The organism is Streptomyces sp. NPDC030021 (assembly GCF_055574035.1).
The window spans coordinates 170,013-185,126 of record NZ_JBVIAH010000004.1 but is presented as its reverse complement, the minus strand read 5'-3'; the positions used below and the strand labels follow the sequence as shown (position 1 = coordinate 185,126).

The following is a 15,114-nucleotide window of genomic DNA, read 5'->3' as shown; positions in this document are numbered from 1 at the left end:
GATCGGCCGAGGGCCGGCCGCCCTACTCGTCGTCGAAGTCGCTGTCGTCCTCGCGCAGTCTGCGCCAGAGCCGGGTGCGGTGGAGCACGTAGAGGGCCGCGAGCAGGAAGAGCACCTGCAGGCCCACGGCGAGCAGCCAGAAGACGGCCCGGCTCTCCAGCTCGTCCGTCAGGTAGGCGAAGTTCATGCCGAAGAACCCCGTCAGGAAGGTCAGCGGCAGGAAGATCGTCGACACCACGGCCAGGCGGTTGATCACGCCGTTCTGGTCGCCCGACACCAGGGAGGAGTAGCTGCGGAAGGCCCGCCGGGCGCTCTCCTGAAGGGACTCGATGTCCGTGAGCACCAGATTCGCCGTGCGCCGGTACTCCCGGACAAGCTGCTGGCGCTCCTCCTGGAAACGGCGGTTCATCACCCGGCGCGTGACGGTCTCCTCCGCCACCCGGTGGCAGGTGAGGAGGGTGTGGTGCAGCAGGGCCGCGGTTCGCCGCAGCCGTGCCGGGCGGTAGAGCTGCTCGGGCTCGCGCCGGCGGAACATGGCGTCCTCCAGGTCCTTCACCTCCAGCAGGGCCTGGACCGCGGCCCGGCGATAGGCCTCCATGGCCTCGTCCAGCAGCAGGAACAGCATGGCCACGGAGTCCGGCGGGCTCTCGCGCGGGAACCGGGCGGTCACGTCCCCGATCAGCGGGGCCGGCCCCCGGTGCACCGTGAGGAGGTACCGCTCGGTCACCAGGGCGTGGACGTGGATGACCCGGTCCGCGTCGACCGCGGGCACGACGAACGCGCCGCTGTCCCCGAAGATCTCCGCCCGGGCCGATTCCTCCTTGCGCCCGAGCCATGCCACCTCCTCGGCCTCCAGGCCGAGCAGGTGGGCGAGCGACGGTTCGCCGGGCGCGCTGTCTTCGGCAGCTCCACGTCCACGAACACGAAGCGGGACGTGGCGAGACGCTCGCGTGCCTGCGACACGGGGCCGCGGGCCAGGGTGCCCTCCGGCATGGACATCATCGTCCCTCGCCGTAGGTCATCCGGTGCCGTGGCTCCCAGCCCGTGCGGCGCGGGACCCCGCGCAACCGCGGTGACGCATCCGCCCGGCAACGGGCCCTCGAACAGGTGAGGCGGGGACGCCCGCCGACAGTGATTTGCCTCAGAGGCAAGCTGGTTTGCCAGGCAGGCAAGAGTCTGGCTCAATCGGGGTATGACACCCGGATCCGACACCGGCCCCGAAGGCGCGGCCGGTCGCAACGAACCGGCGGACGAGCTGACCGCCGTGGCCCCGCAGCTGCGGGACCTGCGCCGCCGCGCCGGACTCACCCTGGAGGCCGCCGCAGCGCGGGCCCGGCTCTCGCCCGCCCACCTGTCCCGCCTGGAGACCGGCCGGCGCCAGCCCTCGCTGCCGCTCCTGCTCGGACTCGCCCGCACCTACGGTACGACCGTCTCCGAGCTGCTCGGCGAGACCCCCGCCGTCGCGGATCCCATCGTACGGGCCGGCGGGCCGGGCGCCCGCGAGGCCGACGGCTGGACGTACTGGCAGGCCGGTGGCTCCGGCCGGGGCATGCAGGCGCTGCGCGTGCACGTGCCTCCCCCGGCTACCGCCGGGAGGGGCCCCCGGGGCCGCAGCCAGGGCGAGCTGGTCCGCGTACACCCCGGCGAGGAATGGCTGTACGTCCTGGAAGGGCGGCTGCGGCTGCACCTGGGAGAGGCCGAGCACCTGCTGGAGCCCGGGGACAGCGCGCACTTCGACTCGCTCACACCGCACCGGATCGGCGCGGCCTCCTCGGGCGGGGCCGACCTGCTCTTCGTCCACACCCTGCTGCAGAGCAGCCTCGCCGGGCTGTGCCTCGGCGGCGCCACCACGACCGCGCCCACCGCGACCGCGCCCACCGCGCCCACCATGCCCACGACCACGCACCGCCGATAGCGGAGGAGCCGTACCCATGTCCCAAACCGAGAAGGCCGCGCCCACGCCCGCGCCCGCGCCCATACGGGCCCGCTTCGAATCCAAGTTCCCGCGCGGCCTGATCATCCGGCTGATCGCCTACTTGTTCGTCGGTCACCTCTTCGCCTTCTTCGTCTACCTCCTCTTCGTCCTGGGAGGCCAGAACCAGTAGCGGGAGAAGACGGGCGAGTTCAGGCCGCGCGACTCTGGCAACGTAAAGGACCTGTGGCTACCCTCCGCGCATGATTTCCACGGTTGTCTGGGGTACCGGCAACGTGGGCCGTCTGGCGATCCGTGCCGTCGAGGCCCATCCCGCGCTCCAACTCTGCGCAGTCATCGTCCACAATCCAGCCAAGGTCGGCCGCGACGCGGGAGAACTCGGCGGGCTCGAACGCCTGTTGGGGGTCGAGGCCACCGACGACATCGAAGCCGTACTCGCCGCCCGCCCCCAGGCCGTGGTGTACGCCGCGTCCGGAGACATCCGGCCCGACGAGGCACTTGCCGACATCACCCGCGCCGTCCGGTCCGGCGCGGTCGTCGTCAGCCCGGCCCTGTACCCGCTCTACGACCACCTGGGCGCCCCGCCCGAGTTCCGCGACCCGGTGCTCGCCGCCGTCGCGGAGGGCGGCGGCTCGCTCTTCGCCTCCGGCGTCGACCCCGGGTGGGGCAACGACGTGCTCCCACTCCTGCTCAGCGGACTCGGCACCACCATCGACGTCATCCGCTGCCAGGAGATCTTCGACTACTCCACCTACGACCAGCCGGACTCCGTCCGCCACCTCGTCGGCATGGGGCAGCCCATGGACCACGAGCCGATGATGCTCATGCCCTCGATCCCCACCATGGTGTGGGGCGGGCAGATACGGATGATGGCCCGGGCGCTCGGGGTCGAACTCGACGAGATCCGCGAGACGTCGGACCGCCGCGCGCTCGACACCACGGTGACCACCAGGACCATGGGCGAGTTCGAGGCCGGCACCCAGGGGGCCATCCGCTTCGAGGTGCAGGGCATCGTCGAGGGCGAGCCCCGCATCGTCATCGAGCACGTCACCCGCATCCACGCCTCGTGCGCACCGGACTGGCCCATGCCGCCCGGCGGCGGCGACGGCGCCCACCGGGTCGTCATCGAGGGCCGCCCGCGCATCGAGGTCACCATCGAGGCCACGGACGAGGGCGAGAACCGCTCGGCGGGCGGCAACGCCACCGCCGTCGGCCGCCTCGTCGGCGCCATCGACTGGCTCGTCGAGGCGGAACCCGGACTCTACGACGCCCTCGACATCCCGCTGCGCCCCGCCATCGGCAGACTCGGAAGGAAACAGTCATGAGGATCGACATTCCCGAAGGCCAGCACCCCATCGAGTACGTCTGGGGCGACATGGTCCCCGGCATCGGCATGGCCGCCGCGAACTTCTCCCTGTCGGTGTACGCCCACACCACCCTGGGCCTGCGCGAGTTCGAGGCGGCCCGGCTGCGCGTCGCGCAGATCAACGGGTGCGTCTTCTGCCTGGACTGGCGGACCGAGCGGGACGGGGAGAAGGTCGAGGAGGAGTTCTCCGACGCGGTCGGCGAGTGGCGTACGACCGACGCGTTCGACGAGCGCACCCGGCTGGCGGCGGAGTACGCCGAGCGGTACACCCTCGACCACCACGGGCTCGACGAGGAGTTCTGGGACCGGATGACCGCGCACTACAGCCAGCTTGAGATCGTGGAGCTGACGATGAGCATCGGTTCCTGGCTGGCCTTCGGCCGGCTCAACCACGTGCTCGGCCTGGACAGTGTCTGCGTGCTGCCGGGGCACTGACACGGGTTGCTCCCGCTGAACTGGGCCGCCGCGGCCACGCCCAGCTCGGCGGCCCAATAGGTGGTGGTCTGGGACAACCTCAAGACCCGCTGCACAGCCGGAATGAAGAAGGAGCGGCCTGACCAGCACAGCACCCCCCTGAAATCCTCAATAGTGCGCGCGATCCGGCTCCTTCCCATGTGTTGGAATCACGCTTGCCGCGGGTGCTCGGTCATGCTGCCGTCGAGCGGATCTCCAGGACGTCCTTGTCGCAGCGCAGGATCTCCAGCGAGCGGTCCGGAAGATCGCTAGCGGGAAACGAGATGATCACACGACGGCCGTCCGCGAGCCGCCAGTGGCCGGGTACCACACCCGGGGCGTCTCCGCGCCCCAAGGGGTGGTCTATGAACGTACCGTCCGGGGCGAACTCCATCCCGCGACGACCGCGCGCGGGTGGGAACGGGTAGTCGACGGGCCGATAGACCGCCACGCCCTCGGTGTCCTCCTCGAAGGAGTGCACCCAGTTTCGGAACAGACAGGGGGGAAGCTCGCTCATGGCTCGACCACCTCGCTCGTGACGCACTCACACCACATTGCCTGATATGTCGCTGGCTGCCTACACTTGTCAGTGTATGGGCCCTTGGTAGTGCGCAGCGTCCGCACCAGGCCCTGCGCCTCCCAACGCCAGCAGCGCGAACCGCTTTGCCGCGTGAGCGGCATTCCGTAGACATCCCGAGGAGGCACAGCTATGTCCGCCGCGCAGTCATTCCTCCGCAGCACGTCGGCCGAGTACAGCCGCTGGTGTGGGGCGATGGAGGTTCACCGCAGACTTCTGGATAGCAATCCCGAGTATTCCGGGAATCGCGCACTGATCGAGAACATCGCATTCACGTACGAGCGACGGGAGCGGATAGCAGCCAGGCAGGCCGTGATCGATATTCCCGTCGTTGTCCATGTCGTGCACAACACATCCGAGCAGAACATCAGCGACGCACAGATCAAGAGTCAGATCGACGTCCTCAACCAGGACTTCCGCGGCCAGAACCCGGACGTCGGCAAAGTGCCCGAGGTATGGCAGGAGATCGTCGCCGATGCGCGCATCGAGTTCCATCTCGCCAGGACCGATCCGCTCGGGAGGACCTCGGACGGCATCACCCGCTCCCAGACAGCGAGTAGGGACTTCGATACGGACGACCTGGTCAAGTTCACGCTGAGCGGGGGCATGGACGCCTGGCCTTCGGACACCTACCTCAACATCTGGGTCTGCCAGTTGCGCCGTGGCCTGCTCGGCTACGCCCAGTTCCCGGGCGGGGCAGGGGCCACGGACGGCGTGGTCATCACCCATACCGGGTTCGGCACCAACGGCACTGCCACCGCTCCGTTTGACGGAGGCCGCACGGCCACGCACGAGATCGGACACTGGCTCAACCTGCGGCACATCTGGGGCGACGACGACGAGGGCTGCAGCGGTAGCGACTTCGTGGCGGACACACCCAACCAGGCCGGACCCAACGTTGGATCTCCCGAATTCCCCCATGTGACGTGTGGCAACGCACCGGACGGCGACATGTTCATGAACTACATGGACTACACGGACGACGTGGCCATGTTCATGTTCACGGAGGGTCAGATCGCACGTATGGACGCTGTGCTCGACAACGCCCGCCTGACCCTCACGCGCCAAGCTGTTCCGGTGTGACAACTCCGGATGCACTGGTCGAGTTCTGGGTATCGGCCACCTGTGATGACCGGCGCGGGCCCAGATGTGAACAGTCTCGGCGAACTGAGCACGGCTCGAAGGGGCGTGGGGCGCTGTGACCCTACCGATCCAGGCATGACCGACTGTCTTCGCGAGCCGCACCCAACTCTCCAGAGTCTCGATCCTTTGTCGGGCTTGAGGTGCCTCCCCTCAAAGCCCCACCCCAGACCGGGTTGCCAAGGCTCTATGAGTTCTTCGAAGCGCGTGACCGCGATGGGGGCCATGCCCGACGCCGAGAACATGATTGGTCCGGGGCCGCTGTGCGAAACCAGTCGGCCCCGGTTTCGGCTCGCACCTGCATCGCTAGAGGTCGGTGGCGATGATCTTCTCTATGTTGCGTTCGGCGAGTGCCGTGATGGTGACGAAGGGATTCACGCTCGCGTTGCCGGGGATGAGCGCGCCGTCGATCACGTAGAGGCCGGTGTAGCCGTGCAGGCGCCCGTAGTTGTCGGTCGCCTTGTTCAGGACCGCGCCGCCGAGCGGGTGGTAGGTGAGGGTGTCGTTCCAGATCTTGTTGCCACCGAACAGGTCGGTCCGGTAGATCGTGCCCTCCTTCGAGTTGATCTTGTCGAAGATCGTCTTGGCCATGGAGATGGACGGCTGCTTCCAGGCGGTCTGCCAGCTCAGCTCGGCCGTGCCCGTCGCCGCGTTCCAGGTGAACTCGGCGCGGTTCGGGTTCTTGGTGATCGACAGGTAGAACGAGGCGTACGTCTCGATCCCGGTGGGGAGCGGTGCGACCTCGGCGAACGCGCCGCCCGCGTCCCAGTTGTCGATGCCCGAACAGGGGATGGTCGACTGGAGCTTGCCGGTCGGGTCCCACAGGTGGTTGGCGCGGCCGCACATGACGTTGCCGTTCTCGCCCCAGCCCTTGCCGACCTCGCCGTTGAGGTTCGGCAGCGCTCCGGTGGCCTTCAGCTTGACCAGGAGCTTGCTGGTGCCGACGCTGCCGGCCGCGAAGAAGACCCGGTCCGCGGTCACCGTCTTGGTGGCCACGGTGTCACCGGTGGTGTTGATCTGGTCGATGGTGACCGTGTAGCCGCCTCCCGCGGCCGGCGAGACCGAAGTCACCTTGTGCAGCGCGGAGATGGCGACCCGGCCGGTGGCCTTCGCCTGCGCGAGATAGGTCTGGACGAGCGACTTCTTGCCGGCGTTGTTGCCGTAGAGGATCTCGCCCGCCAGGGCCGACTTGGTGGCGGTGCCGGCGGCCTCCCGCTTCATGTAGTCCCAGTCGTACACGTCGGGTACGAAGGTCCAGGCGAAGCCGGAGCGCTGGGCGTGCTTGCGGCCGACGCGGGAGAACTGGTAGCAGTCGGCGGTGTCGAACCAGGCTGGGTCGATCATGCCGACCCCGAGGCCGGCGTTGGCCCGCGGGTAGTAGGTGGCGTACATCTCGTCGGCGTCCACCGAGGGGAGGACGGCGGCGAAGTTCGCGCGCTTGGGCGTGACCGCCATACCGCCGTTGACCAGCGAACCGCCGCCGACCCCGCGGCCCTGGTAGACCGTGATGCCGGCGAAGTCCTCGGCGTCCAGGATCCCGGTGTACTTCGGGACGTCCTTGTCGATCGGGAAGCCGAGGAAGTTGCTCAGCGGCGCCTTGGTCCGGGTGCGCAGCCAGAAGGACCGGTAGTCCGGGCTGGTCACCTTGGGGAAGATCTTGCCGTCCGAGCCCGGCGTGTCCCAGGACATGCCCATCTCGATCATCTGCACGTCCACCCCGGCCTGCGCCAGCCGCAGGGCCGCCACCGATCCGCCGTAGCCGGTGCCGATGACCAGGGCCGGTACGCGGGCACCGTCGGAGACCGGACCGGGTGGGGCGGCCGGGGCGGCCGCCTGGGCCGGGGTGATGTGACCCGCCAGGGCCATGGCCCCGATAACAGAACCTGTTCTACCGAGAAATCCGCGACGGGAGATCCCGTTGGAGCTCTTTCTGGGCAGCGGTTTACCGCTCATGTGACGTTCCTCACTCGATGGCAGAATGGGAACGAGTTCTACTGCTGCCCGCGTGTGAAGTCACTACATACGTCTAGGTAACTTTCGGTCGATCACGTGACAGGGGCAGTGGCGTACGGGCGCCGGACCCAGCCCCAGACCAGCAGCGACGCGACCGCCGCGAAGGCGCACCAGGTGGAGGCGAATTCCAGCCGCCACAGCGCTGAGCAGGCCAGCGCCCCCACCGCCAGCACCACGCCGAGGGTCCGCAACCGCCGGTCGCCCCCGAGCAGCAGGGAGCCCAGAGTGGCGAACAGGTAGCCCGTCAGCACCAGCGGCATCCACGGAACATTCACGCCGTAGCCGATGGTGTGGCCCCGGATCTCGGCGGTCACCGGCCGCGTCGCGAGGCAGTACGAGAGCGCTGCGGAGGTGGCCAGACCCGCTGCCATGGGCCCCCACAGGCGGCGCCGGACCTCGGGCGCGGCCGCCAGCAGGACTCCGGCCGGCACCCAGAGCGCCGGCAGAGGCAGGGCGATCACAGCCCAGGCCGTGGCGGACGGGGAGCAGCCGCCGCCCGTGCCCCAGACGGCGGCCTCCATCAGCTGGCGCGCGCCCAGCAGCAGCGGCAGCGCGGCGACCGGCACGTCGCGGGCCCGCCGTACCCGCGCCAGGCACACGATCCCGGCGGCGGAGACGGCCGCGCCCGCCACCAGATCGGCCGTCGCGCTCCGGCACACGGGATCAGCCGGACTCCTCACGGGGTTCGAGCGGCGGGGCCGACACCGCGCAGTACGTATGACACTGGGGGTGGCACGCCTCGGGCGCGGGGGAGCGTACGGTCGCCCAGGCCAGGGCTGCGCCGGCCACGAACGCCCCCGTGCACCAGAGCATGGCCCGCCCGAAAGCGGCGTCGAACTGGGTCGCCGAGCGGTACGACTCCGGCCCCATTCCGGACAGCAGCGGCAGCGCCGCCACCGCGAGCAGCCCGGCGACGCGCGCCGCCGCGTTGTTGATGCCGCTGGCCAGACCCGCCCGGCCGGGATCCACCGAGGCGAGCACGGTCGACGTCAGCGGGGCCACCAGGGCCACGAGGCCCATGCCCATCACGACCATCGCGGGCAGTACGTCCCGTACGTACGAGGCCGCGGGCCCCACCCGCAGCATCAGCAGCGTCCCGCCCGCACAGAGCAGCGGCCCCACCGTGAGGGGGACGCGCGGCCCGATCCGCTCCCCGAGCTCACCCGAGCGCGCCGACAGGAGGAGCATGAGAAGGGTCGTCGGCAGCATCGCGGCCCCGGCGGCCAGCGCCGAGTAGCCGGACACCACCTGGAGCTGGAGCACGACGAGGAAGAAGAACCCGCCGATGGCCCCGTACACGCACAGGGTGACGAGGTTGACGGCGGTGAACAGCCGGGACGCGAAGATGTCCGGCGGCACCATCGGATCGGGCCGCCGCCGCTCCACGTAGACGAAGGCGATGCCCAGCAGGACCCCGAGCACCGCAGCGACGATCACCGCCGGCGCGCCCGACCGGGCTTCGATCAGCGCGTAGGTGACCAGTCCCAGGGAGCTCGCACCCAGTGCCGCCCCGGCCACGTCGAACCGCCCGTGCGCCTGCGGGTCCCGCGACTCCGGTACGTGCCGCAGGGCGACCGGCACGCACACCGCGGCCAGCGGAACGTTCAGCAGGAACACCCACCGCCAGCCCGGCCCGTCCACCAGCCAGCCGCCGAGGAACGGTCCCACGGCCGCGCCCACCCCGCCCAGCCCCGACCACAGGCCGATCGCCCGCCCCCGGTCCTCGGCGCGGATGGACGCCTGGATCAGGGCCAGGGAGCCGGGCGCCAGCAGCGCCCCGCCGACGCCCTGCAGGGCGCGGGCGGCGATCAGCACCCCGGCGTTCGGCGCGATGCCGCACAGCAGCGAGCCGACCGCGAACCACACCACGCCGAGCACGAAGATCCGGCGCCGCCCGAAGCGGTCGCTCAGCGACCCGCCGACGAGGATCAGCCCGGCCAGGGTCAGCAGGTAGGCGTTCACCGTCCACTGGAGCACCGCCAGATCGGCGTCGAGATCCTCCCCGATGCGCGGCAGCGCCACGTTCACCACGGTCCCGTCCAGCATGGCCATGGTCGACCCGAGCACGGTGGTCAGCAGGATCCACCGGCCACGCGCGGACGCGATCGGGACACCGGCTCCGGACGGCTCGGCGGGCGCAGTCATGTCTTCAGGCTGGCCCGCGCGGCTGGTACGGGCCACCGGGGCGGGCCGCAGGACGGCCGAAAAGCCCCCCTTGTAATGAGCATGACGCCTCCTTCACCATGACCCGCGCACGTCACGCGCACCCTTCCCGCACAACCCGCACACGGCGTACGAGGAGACAACACGTGGCCCAACGCGACAACCGGTCCCCACGAGCCTTACGGCCCACAAGGTCGGCAAGGCCCGCACGGTCCTTACGCACGGCGCTCGCCGCCCTCACCTCGGTCCTGCTCCTGCCGATCGGCGCGGGCGTCGCCGCGGCCGCGCCGGACCCCGGCCCCGCCGCCCCGACCGCGGCCGAGCGCAAGATCGAACCGGGGCTCCGCGCCCAGCTCGACGAGTCCGCCAAGGCGGCCTTCTGGGTCTACCTCGACAGCGCCGCCGACCTCACCGCCGCGGGGAAGCAGCAGACCCGCGCCGCCAAAGCCGAAACGGTTCTGCGGATCAAGAAGGACCATGCCGCGCGCAGCCAGGCCGAGGTCGTCAAGGCCCTGCAGGGCGCCGGGGCCGAGTACACCTCGTACTGGATCGTGAACGCCGTGCGCGTCGTCGGCAGCCAGAAGCTCGCCGGGACCCTCGCCCAGCGCCCCGAGGTCGCCCGGATCGACGCCGACGACAAGGTCGCCCTCCCAAAGCCCACCGAGGGCAAGCGGGAGAAGGCCGTCGCCGACGCCATCGAGTGGAACATCGACCGGATCAAGGCCCCGCAGGTCTGGGACCAGGTCGGGGTGCGCGGCGAGGGCATCGTCGTCGCCAACATCGACAGCGGCGTGGACTACACCCACCCGGCCGTGAACAACCAGTACCGCGGCAAGAAGGCGGACGGCACGTACGACCACGCCTACAACTGGTTCGACCCGGCGGGCGTGTGCACCACCGCGGCACCGTGCGACAACAACGACCACGGCACCCACACGATGGGCACGATGGTCGGCGACGACGGCGGCGCCAACAAGATCGGCGTGGCCCCCGGCGCCAAGTGGATCGCGGCCAAGGGCTGCGAGTCGAACTCCTGCTCCGAGGCCTCCCTCCTCGCCTCGGGCCAGTGGATCGTCGCCCCGACCGATCCGAGCGGCCAGAACCCGCGCCCCGACCTGGCCCCGCACATCGTCAACAACTCCTGGGGCGGGAGCGGCGGCGACACCTGGTACCAGCAGATCGTCGACACCTGGCGGGCCGCCGGCATCTTCCCGGCCTTCTCCAACGGCAACGCGGGCCCGAGCTGCAACACCGCCGGCTCGCCCGGCGACTACGCCAGCTCCTACAGCTCCGGTGCCTTCGACATCAACAACGCCATCGCGTCCTTCTCCTCGCGCGGCGCCGGCCCCGGCGGCATCGTCAAGCCGAACATCGCCGCCCCCGGTGTGAACGTCCGCTCCTCCGTCCCCGGCGGCGGATACGAGGCCTTCTCCGGCACCTCGATGGCCTCTCCGCACACCGCGGCCGCCGTCGCCCTGCTCTGGTCCGCCGCGCCCGCCCTGGAGGGCGACATCGCGCAGACCGAGTCGCTCCTGGACGGCACCGCCCTGGACACCGACAGCAGCCAGTGCGGTGGCAACGCCGCCGACAACAACGTCTTCGGTGAAGGCCGCCTCGACGTCCTCGCCGCCGTGACCGCCGCCCCGCGCGGCGCCATCGGCGCGCTCGGCGGCACCGTGCGCTCCGGCGACCAGCCCGTCGCGGGCGTGAAGATCACCGCCGACGGCCCGATCGACCGTACGACCACCACCGCGGCCGACGGCAGCTACCGCTTCGCCTCCCTCTCGGTCGGCGACTACACCCTGACCGCCGCCAAGTTCGGCTACGGGCAGCAGACCGCGACGGCCACGGTGACCGAGAACGGCACCGCCACGCGCGACTTCACCCTCACCCAGGCGGCCTCCGGCAAGCTCACCGGCACGGTCTCCTCGGCCGCCGGCCCCGCCGCGGGCGCCTCGGTCACCATCGCGGACACCCCGGTGACCGCGACCGCCGACGCCCAGGGCCGCTTCGAGGTCACCCTGCCGCACGGCACGTACGACGTGAACGCCACCCACGCCTCCCGCTGCCTCACCGGCGGCACGGCGAAGGTCACCGTCGCCGGTGACGCCACCGTCGCGGTGAACCTCCCCGAACGGACCGACGGCTTCGGCTACGCCTGCGCCGCCGCGGGCGACCGCCCGTACGCCGAGGGCACCCGCCAGCTCGCGCTCACCGGTGACAACACCACCGAGCGCGTCGACCTGCCCTTCCCGCTGCCCCTGTACGGCAAGACGTACGGCCAGGCCTGGATCGGCACCAACGGCACCGTCAGCTTCGGCGGCAACAACACCGGCGACATCAACGGGGACATCCCGAGCGCGGCCACGCCCAACGCGGCCCTGTACCCGTTCTGGGACGACCTCGTCGTCGGCGCCGCGGGCAGCGGCTCCGGCGTCTTCACCGGCGTCACAGGCACCGCTCCGCACCGCAGCTACGTGATCGAGTGGCGCCAGGTGTCCCACTGGTCGGCGCAGGCCGACAAGTTCTCCTTCTCGGCCACGATCGGCGAGGACGGCACCGTCTCCTACTCCTACAAGGGGACCGGCGGCACCGGCATCAAGGGCGGCTCCACGGCCACCGTCGGTGTGGAGAACGCGGCCGGCACCGACGCCTTCAAGTACTCCTTCAACACCGCGGTCATCACGGACGGCCTCTCCATCGCCTTCCGCACCACCAAGAGCGGTGTGGTGGCGGGCCGGGTGCTCGACGCCAACGACGGAAACGGCGTCGCGGGCGCCACGGTGACCGTCGGCACGGGTGACACGGCCGTGTCGGCGACCACGGCCGCGGACGGCGGGTACGTCGTCCAGAGCCCGTCGGGCTCGCTCCCCGTCTCGCTGGCGGCTCCCCAGTACGAGTCCGCCACGGCGACGGTGAACGTCAAGGCCGCCGACGTCACGGCGGTCACGCAGTCCCTGCGCACCGGAAAGGTGACGGCGTCCAAGCCGTCCGTGGAGGTCGTCCTCCCGGCGAACCAGCAGCGGACGCGGACCCTGGAGCTGACCAACCCGGGCCTCGGCACGGAGTTCACCGTGTCCGAGGACGCGACCTGGCTGACCGCCACACCGGCGACCGGCACCCTCGCGACCGGCGCGAAGACCCCGCTCACCCTTTCGGCCGACACGACCGGACTGACCCCGGGCGCGGTCCTGACCACCGACCTGAAGATCACCTCGGCGAGCGGCCGGACCCCGGTGCTCTCCGTCCCGGTCAAGGTCGTCGTCCCGCGCTACCAGGTCGGCCTGGACGCCGGATCCGGCTACACCACCACGGACAGCCTGGGTGACGCCTGGTCCCCGGACCGCAAGTACACGCCCGGCTCCTACGGCTACCAGGGCAACAGCACCGTGGAGGCCACCGGCCGCACCATCGCCGGCACGGACGAGCAGCGGCTGTTCCGCAACGCCCGTGAGGGCATGTACGAGTACCGGTTCGACAACGTGCCGAACGGCACCTACACGGTGGAGCTGGGCTTCGCGGAGCTCTCCTCCACCAAGCCGAACAAGCGCGTCTTCGACGTCCTGGCCGAGGGCACGCAGGTCCTGCCCTCCCTGGACATCTCCCTGGAGGCGGGCACCTACAAGGCCCTGACCCGTACGTACACGGTCACGGTCACGGACGGGGTCCTCAACGTCCGCTTCGTCACGCACAGCGGATTCGGCAAGCCCCTGCTGAACACCCTGCGGGTGACCGACCGCCCGGACAAGAGCTAGTCCGGCAGAAGGCGGGGGCGGGGTGCCCACGGGCGCCCCGCCCCTTTCCCGCCGCGCGGGCATTCGGGTGGCGGCAGCGCGCACTCCGCGGCGGCCTGCACAAGGGTGGCGCCCGGCTCGTTACCGTGGGCGACCATGACACCCCTGTGCGACCAGGCCACCGCCGTCCGGGCCCTCGTGGAGTCCGCCGACCCCGGGGCGGTGTGGGCCGTCGGCGGACCCGAGGGACCACAGGCGGGTTCCGACGGCGGGCACCCCGCCGACGCCGCCTTCGACGTGGACGCCCTCAGCGGCGTCCTCGCGCTCTGGCCGGTCATCGGCAGCCTCGTCGACGAGGGCGCGCTGCGGCTGCACACGCCGCTCGCCGCCTACGGGGACACGGCCGCCGAGGGCATCCCCGCCGGGACCACCGCCCACCACCTCCTCACGCACCCGGGCGGGACCGCCGCCCTCACCCGGCTCACCCGCCTCGCCGAACAGCTCTCCGGCAGCCCGCTCGCCGACCTCGCGGCCACCCGGGTCTGGCACCCCCTGGGCATGACCGGCACCCGCTTCGCCGACGGCACCCTCCGCGCGCCCCTCGCCGACCTCGTCCGCTTCCTGTGCCGCCTCCTGGATCCGGTGGATCCGGTGGATCCGGTGGATCCGGTGGATCCGGTGGATCCGGGGCAGCCATCGGACCCGGCGGGCATCAGCCGCGCCTGGACCATCGAGTCGCTCCGGATCCGCACCGGTGAACTCACCCCCGCCCGCGGCCTGCTCTGGGACCCCGCCCCGCACGGGGTCTGGACCCACCACGCCCCGCAGGACGGCGGTCCGGCCCTCTGGGTCTCCCCCCGCCACCGCCGCTGGGCGGTCCTCCTGCCGACCGCCGGGCGAGGTACGCCGCGCACCGCCTTCCGCGAAGCAGCCTTCTCGCCAACTGCCTCTGTATCACGGTCTGTTGTGTGAGATTCTGAAGGCCGTCCCCAGGAGGTCACGGCCGCATGAAGAAGACCCGACGGCGCGACCGGGACGTACCCGGGCCGTCTTCCCCGTGGGACGAGATCGCACCGGGCCTGTGGATGGGCGGCCACTACTGGACCGACCCGGCCGGTGAACTGCGGCCCGTCGTCGTGGAGGACGAGTTCGACCTCGTCATCAGCCTCTTCACCCGGACCGGCCACGGACCGGGACCACGCGCCGAGCACGTCGTGGCAGAGATGCCGGACACCGCGCTCACCCCCGGCCAGCTGGACACCGTCCAGCGCCTCGCCCGCACCGCGGGACTGGCCCTCGACTCGGGCCTCACCACACTGGTCCGCTGCCACTCGGGCTACAACAGGTCCGGCCTCGTCGTCGCCCAGTGCCTCGTCGACCGGGGAACGACACCCGCCGAGGCGATCGCCCGTGTGCGCCGCGGCCGCTCGCCATGGGCCCTGCACAACGAGGCCTTCACCTCCTACCTCACCGCCGGGCTGGACATCGCGGCGCTGCTGGTCGGGCTGGACCCCTGACGCGGTCCTCGGAGCGCGGAGTGCGCAGGTGGGACGTACGGTGATGCCGTTGTCGCCGAGCGTTGTCGCTCCTGCCGCGGAGGTGCACGGATGCGTACGGTCCAAGGGGCCGCCCTCGATGGGCTCCGAGCCCGGGTACGGGCCCTCGCCGCCCGCCGCCGCCCCGAGCGAGCCGGTCGGTCACCCCGCGGTGAGGCACCGCTCGCGGACCGCGGGCC

The 15,114-nt window shown here is 71.0% G+C and carries 13 protein-coding genes; 8 read left to right on the top strand and 5 right to left on the bottom strand.

The window, feature by feature from the left end; genetic code table 11:
• Positions 1–22: 22 nt before the first annotated feature.
• Positions 23–841: a magnesium transporter CorA family protein gene (locus tag ACZ4YL_RS09695; protein ID WP_468115098.1), complete on the bottom strand. Its 819-nt coding sequence runs from the start codon at positions 839–841 to the stop codon at positions 23–25.
• A gap of 351 nt (positions 842–1,192) precedes the next feature.
• Here ACZ4YL_RS09695 and ACZ4YL_RS09690 point away from each other — a divergent pair, with 351 nt between their 5' ends.
• The 4 genes from ACZ4YL_RS09690 (at position 1,193) to ACZ4YL_RS09675 (ending at position 3,734) form a co-directional block, all read left to right on the top strand.
• Entirely contained in the window at positions 1,193–1,915 is a 723-nt protein-coding gene (locus tag ACZ4YL_RS09690) for a helix-turn-helix domain-containing protein (protein WP_468115096.1), read from the top strand.
• Between the two features lie 16 nt (positions 1,916–1,931).
• Positions 1,932–2,105 carry a DUF6126 family protein gene (locus tag ACZ4YL_RS09685; protein WP_468115094.1) on the top strand — a complete coding sequence of 58 codons (174 nt, stop codon included), beginning with the start codon at positions 1,932–1,934 and terminating at the stop codon, positions 2,103–2,105.
• A gap of 70 nt (positions 2,106–2,175) precedes the next feature.
• Positions 2,176–3,258, top strand: coding sequence for an NAD(P)H-dependent amine dehydrogenase family protein (locus ACZ4YL_RS09680; protein ID WP_468115092.1), 1,083 nt, complete (start codon positions 2,176–2,178; stop codon positions 3,256–3,258).
• Positions 3,255–3,734, top strand: coding sequence for a carboxymuconolactone decarboxylase family protein (locus ACZ4YL_RS09675; RefSeq protein WP_468115090.1), 480 nt, complete (start codon positions 3,255–3,257; stop codon positions 3,732–3,734). Before ACZ4YL_RS09680 ends, ACZ4YL_RS09675 begins: the two co-directional genes overlap by 4 nt.
• Positions 3,735–3,945: 211 nt before the next feature.
• Here ACZ4YL_RS09675 and ACZ4YL_RS09670 read toward each other — a convergent pair whose 3' ends face one another.
• Positions 3,946–4,269: a hypothetical protein gene (locus ACZ4YL_RS09670; protein WP_468115088.1), complete on the bottom strand. Its 324-nt coding sequence runs from the start codon at positions 4,267–4,269 to the stop codon at positions 3,946–3,948.
• Between the two features lie 192 nt (positions 4,270–4,461).
• On the opposite strand from ACZ4YL_RS09670, the gene ACZ4YL_RS09665 reads away from it, so the two are divergent.
• Positions 4,462–5,412, top strand: a complete 951-nt coding sequence (locus ACZ4YL_RS09665) for a zinc metalloprotease (RefSeq protein WP_468115086.1) — start codon at positions 4,462–4,464, stop codon at positions 5,410–5,412.
• Between the two features lie 363 nt (positions 5,413–5,775).
• Here ACZ4YL_RS09665 and ACZ4YL_RS09660 read toward each other — a convergent pair whose 3' ends face one another.
• The 3 genes from ACZ4YL_RS09660 to ACZ4YL_RS09650 form a co-directional block, all read right to left on the bottom strand.
• Positions 5,776–7,422, bottom strand: a complete 1,647-nt coding sequence (locus tag ACZ4YL_RS09660; protein WP_468115084.1) for a GMC oxidoreductase — start codon at positions 7,420–7,422, stop codon at positions 5,776–5,778.
• A 92-nt stretch (positions 7,423–7,514) separates the two neighbouring features.
• On the bottom strand, positions 7,515–8,141 hold the full coding sequence (locus ACZ4YL_RS09655) for a DUF6629 family protein (protein WP_468115083.1): 627 nt from the start codon (positions 8,139–8,141) through the stop codon (positions 7,515–7,517).
• A 4-nt stretch (positions 8,142–8,145) separates the two neighbouring features.
• On the bottom strand, positions 8,146–9,627 hold the full coding sequence (locus tag ACZ4YL_RS09650) for an MFS transporter (RefSeq protein WP_468115081.1): 1,482 nt from the start codon (positions 9,625–9,627) through the stop codon (positions 8,146–8,148).
• 164 nt (positions 9,628–9,791) lie between these two features.
• Here ACZ4YL_RS09650 and ACZ4YL_RS09645 point away from each other — a divergent pair, with 164 nt between their 5' ends.
• The 3 genes from ACZ4YL_RS09645 (at position 9,792) to ACZ4YL_RS09635 (ending at position 14,896) form a co-directional block, all read left to right on the top strand.
• Positions 9,792–13,400 (top strand): S8 family serine peptidase, encoded by a 3,609-nt coding sequence (locus tag ACZ4YL_RS09645; protein ID WP_468115079.1) that lies wholly within the window; start codon positions 9,792–9,794, stop codon positions 13,398–13,400.
• Positions 13,401–13,535: 135 nt separating this feature from the next.
• Positions 13,536–14,351 (top strand): serine hydrolase domain-containing protein, encoded by an 816-nt coding sequence (locus tag ACZ4YL_RS09640; RefSeq protein WP_468115077.1) that lies wholly within the window; start codon positions 13,536–13,538, stop codon positions 14,349–14,351.
• 35 nt (positions 14,352–14,386) lie between these two features.
• Positions 14,387–14,896, top strand: a complete 510-nt coding sequence (locus tag ACZ4YL_RS09635; RefSeq protein ID WP_468115076.1) for a protein-tyrosine phosphatase family protein — start codon at positions 14,387–14,389, stop codon at positions 14,894–14,896.
• Positions 14,897–15,114 lie beyond the last annotated feature (218 nt).